We start from the raw sequence: 10488 nt of genomic DNA on the forward strand, positions 1-10488 counted from the left end.
TACGGGCCGGTTCGCGGCACGTGGCGCCGCTCTCCCACAGGCGCGCGGGACGGCGCCTGCTGCATCGCGACGGTCCACGGACGCATAACCTGAATCCCGCCTCGCGCCGCCACCGATCCACTCCCACCATGTCCGCACCCACCCTCCGAGCCGATACGCCACTGTTCATCGTGCTCAATGCCGGCTCGGGTCGCTCCGACACCGAGGCGGTCCGCCGCGAAATCGAGGCGGCCTGCGAGGCGGCCGGTCGCGCAGTGCGGATCTTCCTGATCGACGGTCCGGACCGCGTGCGGGTGCTGGCGCGGGAGGCGGTGGAGGCGGCCCGCCCGGTCGGCGGCATCGTGGTGGCCGCCGGCGGGGACGGGACCATCAACACGGTGGCGCAGGCCACGCTGGGCAGCGGCTGCGCCTTCGGCGTGCTGCCGCAGGGCACCTTCAACTATTTCAGCCGCGCCAACGGCATCCCGGCCGAGACCGGCGCGGCGCTCGACGTGCTGCTCCACGAACGGCCGCGCGCGGTGCAGGTCGGCCTGGTGAACGATCGCGTCTTCCTGGTGAACGCCAGCATGGGGCTGTATGCGGAACTGCTCGAGGAGCGCGAGGCCTTCAAGCGCGAGTACGGCCGCAGCCGCTTCGTGGCCTTCGGCGCGGCGCTGATGACGATGCTGCGCGGTCACCGGCAATGGGACCTGCACCTGGCGTTCCATGGCGAGGAGCGCGACATCCGCACGCCCACGCTGTTCGTGGGCAACAACCCGCTGCAGTTGCGCCAGGTCGGGCTGCCGGAGGCGGAACTGCTGGAGAACGAGCGCGTGCTGGCGGCCGTCGCGCTCAAGCCCGCCGGGGCGTTCGGGCTCGCCGGGCTGCTGTTGCGCGGTGCCCTCGGCCGCCTGGGCGCGGCCGAGGGCGTCACCAGCTTCGCGTTCGAATCGCTCACCGTCAAGCCGCGCGGCAGGTCCTCGGGCCGCAGGCCGCCCCGCGTCAAGGTGGCCACCGACGGCGAACTCGGCTGGCTCGACATGCCGCTGGTGTTCCACGTCGCGCCCGAGCCGCTGTGGCTGATCCGCCCGGAGGTGGCGCCCGAGCTGGAAGCGGCTAAGCCATGAGCGCGTCGGGGGTGCTGCTGCAGATCTCGGACCCGCACTTCGGTACCGAGGTGCGAACCGCGGTGCGCGCGCTCGAGCGGCTGGTGCACGAGCAGTCGCCGGACGTGGTGGTGTTCTCGGGCGACATCACCCAGCGCGCGACCCGGGCGCAGTTCGACGCCGCGCGGGCGTTCGCCGACCGCCTGGGCCTGCGCGACGTGGTGGCGATCCCCGGCAATCACGACATCCCGCTGTTCCAGCTCGGCGCGCGCTTGCTCAAACCCTATGCGCGCTATGCGCGAGCGTTCGGCGACGACCTCGAACCGGTGTTCGAGTCCGACGCCTGGCTGGTGATCGGCGTCAACACGACGCGCTGGTACCGCCACGAGGACGGCGAGGTGTCGCCGGCGCAGATCGACCGCGTCGCGCAACGGCTTTCGCGCGCGCGTCCCGGTCAGGTGCGCATCGTGGTGACGCACCAGCCGGTGGTCGTGACGCGGCCGGAGGACGAGCGCAACCGCCTGCACGGGCGCGATGTCGCGATCGCGCGCTGGTCGGCGGCGGGCGCCGACCTGGTGCTCGGCGGTCACATCCACCTGCCCTTCGTGCGGCCGCTGCAGGCGGCCTTTCCGGACTGCCCGCGCGCCATGTGGGCGGTGCAGGCGGGCACGGCCGTCTCGACGCGACTGCGTTCCGGACAGCCGAATTCCGTGAACCTGGTGCGCCGGTGGGCCGATGACGGCACCTCCACATCCCCCGGACGCCGCTGCACGGTGGAACGCTGGGACTGCGCGACGGGCGAGGAGCGCTTCCTGCGGGCCGCGTCGCACGATCTGGTGCTGGACGCGTCGACCGTGGGCGCGGGCGCCATGGCGCGCGCCGCGGGCGGACCGCGATGAACGAATCCTCCTCGCTGGTCGAGCTGGCCCAGCGCGTCGGGCCGCATGCGCTCACGGCCTTTCTGGTGTTGCTAGTGACGGCGACCGCGACGGGCGGCGCCCTCCACGCGACACTGCGGCATCGACGCCAGCGCGCCGACGCGCAGAGCGAGCCCCGGCCGGAACGGCTGCTCGGCGGACTGGCCGTGGGCTTCGGTGGCATCGTGATGGCGGCCCTGCTGTTCGCGTGGATCGCCTGGCAGATCGCACCGGGACGCTCGCTGGGCCTGGCCGACCAGGCCCTGGCCGACGCCATCGGGGCCCACCTGCCACGCGCCGCGCTGCGGTTCTTCGGCCACTTCACGCACGTGGGCGATCCGTCGGTGCTGATCGTGCTGGCCGCGGTTGTCGCGGTGATGCTGTGGCGCGCGCGACGGCCCGTGCTGATGTGGGGGTGGCTGCTGGCGCTGGCGGGCAACGCGGTGCTCAACCCGTCGCTCAAGCAGATCTTCGAGCGCGTCCGGCCGGTGCATGACCACGGCTTCGCGCTGGCCACGGGCTTCAGTTTCCCGAGCGGTCACAGCTCGGGCGCGCTGGTCACCTACGGCATGCTGGCGGTGCTGGGCCTGCGCCTGCTGCCGCCGCGCTGGCACACGCCGGTCGTGATGGCCGCCATCGCCATGGTGCTCACCACGGCCTGCAGCCGGATCTTCCTGCAGGTCCACTTCGCCAGCGACGTCGCCGCCGGCCTGCTCTCCGGCGCCGCCTGGCTGACCGTGTGCGTCATCACCCTGGGCCATGCCGAACGGCGCCGGGCGCGGCGTTCGGCAGCCCCCGGCGCCTGAGCCGCGACGCGCCGGGGGCTGGCGGCGACACGCGGTGCGCCATCGCGCTCGCGTCGCGACCGCTCAATATTCCCAGAAGATGCGCTGCAGTTCCTTCGTGTCGCGCGTCTTCGTCATGGCCACCATTGCCAGGATGCGGGCCTTTTGCGGACGCAGGTCGTGCGCCACCACCCAGTCGTACTTGTCGTCGGGCTGTTCGGCGTTGCGGATCACGAAGCCGTCGGGCACGCGCGAACTGCGGATGACGGCGACGCCGCCGGCACGCACCTTCTGCAGGTGCGGCACGATCCGGTCGGCCACCGAGCCGTTGCCCGTGCCGCCGTGGATCAGCGCCTGGATGCCGCTCGCGCCCAGCGCGTCGATGGCCACCGGCGACACGCCTTCGTAGCCATAGGCGATCTGCACCGGCGGCAGGGCCGTGATGGCGTCGATGTCGAATTCCGACTGCATCGTGTGGCGCTTGACCGGCGCGCGGAACCAGTAGTTGCGTCCTTCCACGATCATGCCGAGCGGGCCCCACTGACTCTTGAAGGCCTCGGTCTTGATGTTGACGGTCTTGCTCACGTCCCGACCGCTCTGGATCTCGTCGTTCATCGTCACCAGCACGCCCTTGCCGCCGGCGTCCTTGCTGGCCGCGACGTTGACGGCGTTGTAGAGGTTGAGCGCGCCGTCGGCCGACAGCGCCGTCCCCGGCCGCATCGAGCCGACCACCACGATCGGCTTGGCCGTGTGCACCGTCAGGGTCAGGAAGTACGCGGTCTCCTCCAGGGTGTCGGTGCCGTGGGTGATGACGATGCCGTCGACGTCGGCCTGCTTGGACAGCGCCGACACGCGCCTCGCGAGCGCGAGCAGGTTGTCGTCCGTCAGGCTCTCGGAGGCGACCTGGAACACCTGTTCCCCCTTGACGTTGGCCACCTTCGACAGTTCCGGCAGGCCGGCGATGAGCTTGTCGACGCCGACCTTCGCCGCCGCGTAGGTCGCGCTGTTGATGGCCGAGGCGCCCGCGCCGGCGATGGTGCCGCCAGTCGCGAGGATCGTGACGTTGGGCAACGCGGCCTGTTGGGCCTGCACCAGGGTGACGGCCGAGAGGCACAGGGCCGCGGCGAAGAGGCGGAGTCGATGGCGAGGGTGCATGGGGAATCCAGGAGAAAGGATGGAGGAAATGGCATGCCGTGCGCCGTCCGTGGGTCCGGAGACCGTCGGTGCCGCGCGGCGGCACGAGGTTAACGGTGTTCCGGACCGTCGAGATGCCCGCGACGGCATCGGCACGGCCGGATTCGAGTCCGGCCTGCCCACCTCGCGATGCGATTAGCGTGCCAGGGTCCGGCGACGCGCCCGCAGGCCGAGGGCGACGCCGATCACCGCCACGCACAGCGCCACGCTCCACAGCGGCGCCAGGCCGAAGCGCGACACCCACCGCGCGAACGGCGTGAAATTGCCACGGCCCTCGACGGTGGCGGAGAGCACGCCGCGCGTGAGGCGGGGCAGTTCCTGCACCACCTGCCCCCGATGGTCGATCACCGCCGTGGCGCCGGTGTTCGTCGCGCGCACCATCGGCCGTTCGAACTCGATCGAGCGCATGCGCGAGATCGCCAGATGCTGGTCGATGGCGATCGAATCGCCGAACCAGCCGATGTTGCTGACGTTCAACAGGATCGTCGGAGCGCGCGACGCATCGCGGAAGTTGGCACCGATCTCGTCGCCGAACAAATCCTCGTAGCAGATGTTCGTGGCGACGCGCTGCCCTTGCCACACGAAAGGCGTCTGCGCGAGCGCGCCACGATGGAAGTCGCCCAACGGGATGTTCATCAGGTTCGTGAACCAGCGGAACATCGACGGCACGAATTCGCCGAAGGGCACCAGATGGTGCTTCTCGTAGCGATAGGGCTCATCCGCACCGGGCTTGAAGCCGAGCACGGCATTGCGGTAGTCGCCATAGTCGATCTCGCCCGGACCGGCCGGCACGGGCGCGGCACCGCCCGCACCCTCCAGCGGGATGCCCACGATGGCCGCCTGATGGCCGGTGGCGAAACGCGCCGCGATGGCATCCACGTAGCCTTCGGGCAACTGCGACGGCAACAGCGGCAGCGCGGTCTCCGGCGTGATCACGAGCGATGCCGTGGCATCGCGCAGCTGGACGCCATACCACTCGAGCGCCGTGTCGATGCCGCTGCCCATGACGAACTTCTCGTCCTGGGGAATGTTGCCCTGCAGCAACTGGACGTCCACGGTGCCCCGACTGCTGGACGCGTCTGGTGCGTCACGCAGCGCGGCGAGGGCGAGGGGAGCGAGCAGCAAGGCGACGAGCCAGGCGCCTGCAGCCCATCCGGATGGCTGCGCCGCGGGCCTGCCCGATGCATCGACCCCGCGCGTCATCGGCTGGTGTCCGACACCGCAGAGCGCGCGCATCGTGAGGGTTCCCAAGGCCGCCACCATCGCCGCCGCCGCACCGATGCCGTACACGCCGATCCAGGGCGCATAGCCGGCGAACGGCCCGTCCAGGTGCGCATAGCCGCCGGCACCCCATGGAAAGCCCGTGAACCAGCTGCCTCGCATGAGTTCGGCCAATGTCCAAAGCGCCGCGAAGAACGACGCCGCCCCCACCGGGCTGCGTCGGGACGCGAAAGCCACGAAAACACCGCACGCGGTCGCGTAATACAAGGACAGTCCCGCCGCCAGTGCCAGCACGGCCAACACCGCCAGCGGTGCGGCCAGCCCGCCATAGACGTGCAGGGAGATGAAGAGCCACCAGAACGTGCCGCACAGCCAGGCCGTCGCGAACAGCCATCCCTGGAGGGTGGCGCGCAGCCAATGCCCGGGTCGGGCTTCGGTGCGCACCGCATCCAGGCACCAGACGAGCATCGCCAACGCCAGCACCTGCAACCACCATTGTGGCCGGCCATTCCAGGGAGCCGCGATCGACGCTGCCTGGACACCACCGCCCACGACAAGGACGACGAGACGGGGAATCAGGGATCGACGCACAGGCAGGGTGCGGCCCGTCGCCTCCGAACGCGTGGTCAATCCGAGGCGCCGGTGCCGCGCGCGGGGGACACCCTGAACCAGCGGACGGCACCGCCCTTGGTATGGAGCACGACGAAGTCGAACCCCCCCAGGGCGTGATGTTCGCCCTTCTTCGGCACATGACCCATCTTGTGGGCCACCAGTCCGCCGATGGTGTCGAAATCTTCGCTCAGGTCGTCCGCGTCGAGCGTGATCCCGAAGGCTTCCGCCACGCGTTCGATGGGGGTATCGCCGGACACGCGGTAGGTGTGGTCGGCCAGACCGAAGATGTCGCCCTCGTCTTCGCCGATATCGAACTCATCCTCGATCTCACCGACGATTTGCTCCAGAACGTCTTCGATGGTGATGAGTCCAGCCACGCGGCCGAATTCGTCGATCACGATCGCCAAGTGATTGCGGTTCCCACGGAACTCGCGCAGCAGGTCATTCAACCCTTTGCTTTCCGGGACGAATGCCGCCGGACGGAGCAGCGCACGGATGTTCAGTTCGGGGGCACGCTGCAGCTTGAGGAGGTCTTTCGCAAGCAGGATCCCGATGATGTTTTCCTTCTCTCCCTCGTAGACCGGAAAGCGCGAATGCGCCGTGTCGATCACCGCGTGCAACAGAAACTCGTAAGGTGAATCGATGTCGACCAGATCCATCCGAGGTGCGGCGACCATCACGTCGCCAGCGGTCATGTCCGCCATGCGCAGGACCCCTTCGAGCATGACGCGGGACTCGGCGCCGATCACCTCGTTCTCTTCGGCGTCGGCCAGGGTCTCGATCAGTTCATCACGGGAGTCGGGGCCAGGATGCAGGAATTCAGCGAGTTTCTGAAGAAAGCTGCGTTTGTCTTCCCGTTCAACGGGAGTGCGTTCAGGATGAGGTTCGGCCACTGCGGGAGGGCGAAGTTGAGGAGGTGCAAGGATAACGGATTGCCTCCTGCCTCTACGACGCAAGGACTCAAGCCGAGGACTTGCCGCGTGCGGCACGAAGTCCGCTTCGAATTTCCTGGAGCCCCGCCAGAAAAGTCCAAAACTGTTTGGCACGGGTCTTCAAGTGGAAGTCCACCTCGGCAAAATGCTCGAGCGCCATCTCGCTGAGATGGCTGTCAAAGGTTGCCGAAGGCAACTGCAGATGTGCTTCCGACTCGGAACCACTGCGTACGACCGTGGCTCCTGCCTTGCGGGCAATCTTCAGCATGGCTGCATTTTCACTTAGTGCATGAATGAACATCATGCCCACGCCCTCGTTGCGTGCCACCACCACCGCACGCTCGAACAACCGCGAACCATAACCGCGTCCTCGGGCACTGGCGGCCACAGAGACACCAAACTCCGCGCAATCGCTGTACTGATCAGGAGGCGCGAACGCGAGGTGTGCGATGGCGATCAGATCAAGTCGACGGTTGTAGATGCCAAAAAGCTCGTCCCGCTCGAAGTCGAGACCATCCACATATTTGTGAATTTGCTCATCCGAGGCGGCGTAGCCGAAACGAAGGTAACGATCGACAGACGTCAGGTCCAGAAGATGGCGCGCTACGCGTGGCCGCTCCCTGGGTCCGATTGAGCGGATGGGAACAATCACATGAGCAGACCGTTCTGCAGGCTTGATCTGCGTGTCCACCATCTGGAACCTGAACGAACGAACCCACCCACCAAATGCGTATTTCAATGCGGAAAAAGTGGGGGTCATGACCCTAATGTAAGGGTTTTCACTTATCTTGCAAGACTGCGGCAACACCAGTCCGGTATCTCATCACGATGTTCCGCGTTAAATAAGATGAGTTCCTACGCCCCTTCTCGATTCCCCAATGAAGAAAGCCCGGATGCTTTCGCAACCGGGCTTTCTAGGCTGTAAGAGCCTGACGATGACCTACTTTCACACGGGAACCCGCACTATCATCGGCGCTGACGCGTTTCACTGTCCTGTTCGGGATGGGAAGGAGTGGTACCACGTCGCTATGGTCATCAGGCATAAAGGGTTGTCCGGCTGATCACACGATCAGTCGAACGAATTCATAGAGTTTGGAATCAGCTTTTGGCGAATTGTTTTGAATGCGTCAACTTGGCATAACACCCTGATCTGATCGATCAAAGTTATAGGGTCAAGCCGCACGAGCAATTAGTATCAGTTAGCTTAACGCATTACTGCGCTTCCACACCTGACCTATCAACGTCCTGGTCTTGAACGACTCTTCAGGGGGCTCAAGGCCCCGGCAGATCTCATCTTGAAACGAGTTTCCCGCTTAGATGCTTTCAGCGGTTATCTCTTCCACACTTAGCTACTCGGCAATGCCACTGGCGTGACAACCGATACACCAGAGGTGTGTCCACTCCGGTCCTCTCGTACTAGGAGCAGGCTTCCTCAAATCTGCAGCGCCCACGGAAGATAGGGACCAAACTGTCTCACGACGTTTTAAACCCAGCTCACGTACCTCTTTAAATGGCGAACAGCCATACCCTTGGGACCGGCTACAGCCCCAGGATGAGATGAGCCGACATCGAGGTGCCAAACACCGCCGTCGATATGAACTCTTGGGCGGTATCAGCCTGTTATCCCCAGAGTACCTTTTATCCGTTGAGCGATGGCCCTTCCATACAGAACCACCGGATCACTATGTCCTGCTTTCGCATCTGCTCGACTTGTCAGTCTCGCAGTTAAGCACGCTTATGCCATTGCACTATCGTCACGATGTCCGACCGTAACTAGCGTACCTTCGAACTCCTCCGTTACGCTTTGGGAGGAGACCGCCCCAGTCAAACTGCCTACCATGCACTGTCCCCGATCCAGATAATGGACCTAGGTTAGAACCTCAAACACACCAGGGTGGTATTTCAACGTTGGCTCCACAAGATCTAGCGACCCTGCTTCAAAGCCTCCCACCTATCCTACACAGATCTGTTCAAAGTCCAATACAAAGCTACAGTAAAGGTTCATGGGGTCTTTCCGTCTTTCCGCGGGGAGATTGCATCATCACAAACATTTCAACTTCGCTGAGTCTCAGGAGGAGACAGTGTGGCCATCGTTACGCCATTCGTGCAGGTCGGAACTTACCCGACAAGGAATTTCGCTACCTTAGGACCGTTATAGTTACGGCCGCCGTTTACTGGGACTTCAATCAAGAGCTTGCACCCCATCATTTAATCTTCCAGCACCGGGCAGGCGTCACACCCTATACGTCCACTTTCGTGTTTGCAGAGTGCTGTGTTTTTAATAAACAGTCGCAGCCACCGATTTTTTGCAACCCATTCATGCTTCGTTGTTCACTACACACTAATAGGGCACACCTTCTTCCGAAGTTACGGTGTCAATTTGCCGAGTTCCTTCTCCTGAGTTCTCTCAAGCGCCTTAGAATACTCATCTCGCGCACCAGTGTCGGTTTGCGGTACGGTCGTGTATAGCTGAAGCTTAGTGGCTTTTCCTGGAACCTCGTTCAGTCACTTCACCAGCAAGCTGGCTCGATCATTGGCCTCGGTATATGTACGCCGGATTTGCCTAACGTACGCCTACATCCAATTAAACCGGGATGTCCAACACCCGGATGACCTATTAAGATCCGTCCCCACATCGCACTATACATCGGTACAGGAATATTGACCTGTTTCCCATCAGCTACGCATCTCTGCCTCGCCTTAGGGGCCGACTCACTCTACGCCGATGAACGTTGCGTAGAAAACCTTGCGCTTACGGCGAGGGGGCTTTTCACCCCCTTTAACGCTACTCATGTCAGCATTCGCACTTCTGATACCTCCAGCACGCCTTACAACGCACCTTCACAGGCTTACAGAACGCTCTCCTACCACTTGCAATAAATTGCAAATCCGCAGCTTCGGTAACTGGCTTAGCCCCGTTACATCTTCCGCGCAGGACGACTCGATCAGTGAGCTATTACGCTTTCTTTAAATGATGGCTGCTTCTAAGCCAACATCCTGACTGTTTTAGCCTTCCCACTTCGTTTCCCACTTAGCCAATTTTAGGGACCTTAGCTGGCGGTCTGGGTTGTTTCCCTCTTGAGTCCGGACGTTAGCACCCGGTGCTCTGTCTCCCAAGCTGTACTCATCGGTATTCGGAGTTTGCCTTGGTTTGGTAAGTCGCCATGACCCCCTAGCCAAAACAGTGCTCTACCCCCGATGGTAATACTTGAGGCACTACCTAAATAGTTTTCGGAGAGAACCAGCTATTTCCAAGTTTGTTTAGCCTTTCACCCCTATCCACAGCTCATCCGCTAGTTTTGCAACACTAGTCGGTTCGGACCTCCAGTACCTGTTACGGCACCTTCATCCTGGCCATGGATAGATCACTTGGTTTCGGGTCTACACCCAGCGACTGATCGCCCTATTCGGACTCGATTTCTCTACGGCTTCCCTATTCGGTTAACCTTGCCACTGAATGTAAGTCGCTGACCCATTATACAAAAGGTACGCAGTCACCCTTGCGGGCTCCTACTTTTTGTAAGCACGCGGTTTCAGGATCTATTTCACTCCCCTCCCGGGGTTCTTTTCGCCTTTCCCTCACGGTACTAGTTCACTATCGGTCAATGATGAGTATTTAGCCTTGGAGGATGGTCCCCCCATATTCAGACAGGATTTCTCGTGTCCCGCCCTACTTGTCGTTAGCTCAGTACCACACAGGTCATTTCACGTACGGGGCTATCACCCACTATGGCCAGTCTTT

Annotated in this window: 7 protein-coding genes and 2 rRNA genes (1 of these 9 only partly in view); 3 read left to right on the forward strand and 6 right to left on the reverse strand. The window is 63.3% G+C overall.

Going from position 1 to position 10488, the window contains the following annotated elements:
• Positions 1-128: 128 nt before the first annotated feature.
• From NF681_17395 to NF681_17405, 3 genes are read left to right on the forward strand one after another with little or no spacing between them, the layout of a single operon-like run.
• Entirely contained in the window at positions 129-1106 is a 978-nt protein-coding gene (locus tag NF681_17395; protein ID UST54032.1) for a diacylglycerol kinase, read from the forward strand.
• Complete coding sequence (locus tag NF681_17400) at positions 1103-1984, forward strand: metallophosphoesterase (protein ID UST54033.1); 882 nt, start codon at positions 1103-1105, stop codon at positions 1982-1984. The genes NF681_17395 and NF681_17400 overlap by 4 nt, the downstream gene beginning before the upstream one ends.
• On the forward strand, positions 1981-2808 hold the full coding sequence (locus NF681_17405; protein ID UST54034.1) for a phosphatase PAP2 family protein: 828 nt from the start codon (positions 1981-1983) through the stop codon (positions 2806-2808). The genes NF681_17400 and NF681_17405 overlap by 4 nt, the downstream gene beginning before the upstream one ends.
• Before the next feature lie 63 nt (positions 2809-2871).
• Here the strand turns inward: NF681_17405 and NF681_17410 are convergent, their stop codons facing one another.
• The 6 genes from NF681_17410 to NF681_17435 form a co-directional block, all read right to left on the reverse strand.
• Positions 2872-3942, reverse strand: a complete 1071-nt coding sequence (locus NF681_17410) for an asparaginase (protein UST54035.1) — start codon at positions 3940-3942, stop codon at positions 2872-2874.
• Between the two features lie 174 nt (positions 3943-4116).
• On the reverse strand, positions 4117-5799 hold the full coding sequence (lnt, locus tag NF681_17415; GenBank protein UST55825.1) for an apolipoprotein N-acyltransferase: 1683 nt from the start codon (positions 5797-5799) through the stop codon (positions 4117-4119).
• A 29-nt stretch (positions 5800-5828) separates the two neighbouring features.
• Entirely contained in the window at positions 5829-6707 is an 879-nt protein-coding gene (locus NF681_17420; GenBank protein UST54036.1) for a CBS domain-containing protein, read from the reverse strand.
• A 67-nt stretch (positions 6708-6774) separates the two neighbouring features.
• Complete coding sequence (locus NF681_17425) at positions 6775-7440, reverse strand: GNAT family N-acetyltransferase (GenBank protein UST55826.1); 666 nt, start codon at positions 7438-7440, stop codon at positions 6775-6777.
• A gap of 233 nt (positions 7441-7673) precedes the next feature.
• A 5S ribosomal RNA gene (gene rrf, locus NF681_17430) occupies positions 7674-7786 on the reverse strand.
• 128 nt (positions 7787-7914) lie between these two features.
• Positions 7915-10488: ribosomal RNA gene (locus NF681_17435) — 23S ribosomal RNA — on the reverse strand; it runs 299 nt beyond the window's last position.

Source organism: Comamonadaceae bacterium OTU4NAUVB1, from assembly GCA_024372625.1.
Classification (GTDB): Bacteria; Pseudomonadota; Gammaproteobacteria; order Burkholderiales; family Burkholderiaceae_C; genus Variovorax.

What these genes read in the sequence shown, in the direction of transcription:
- NF681_17425 (UST55826.1), bottom strand. Translation starts at nt 7,440, where the DNA reads ATGGTGGACACGCAGATCAAGCCTGCAGAACGGTCTGCTCATGTGATT.
- NF681_17405 (UST54034.1), top strand. Translation starts at nt 1,981, where the DNA reads ATGAACGAATCCTCCTCGCTGGTCGAGCTGGCCCAGCGCGTCGGGCCG.
- NF681_17410 (UST54035.1), bottom strand. Translation starts at nt 3,942, where the DNA reads ATGCACCCTCGCCATCGACTCCGCCTCTTCGCCGCGGCCCTGTGCCTC.
- NF681_17400 (UST54033.1), top strand. Translation starts at nt 1,103, where the DNA reads ATGAGCGCGTCGGGGGTGCTGCTGCAGATCTCGGACCCGCACTTCGGT.
- NF681_17395 (UST54032.1), top strand. Translation starts at nt 129, where the DNA reads ATGTCCGCACCCACCCTCCGAGCCGATACGCCACTGTTCATCGTGCTC.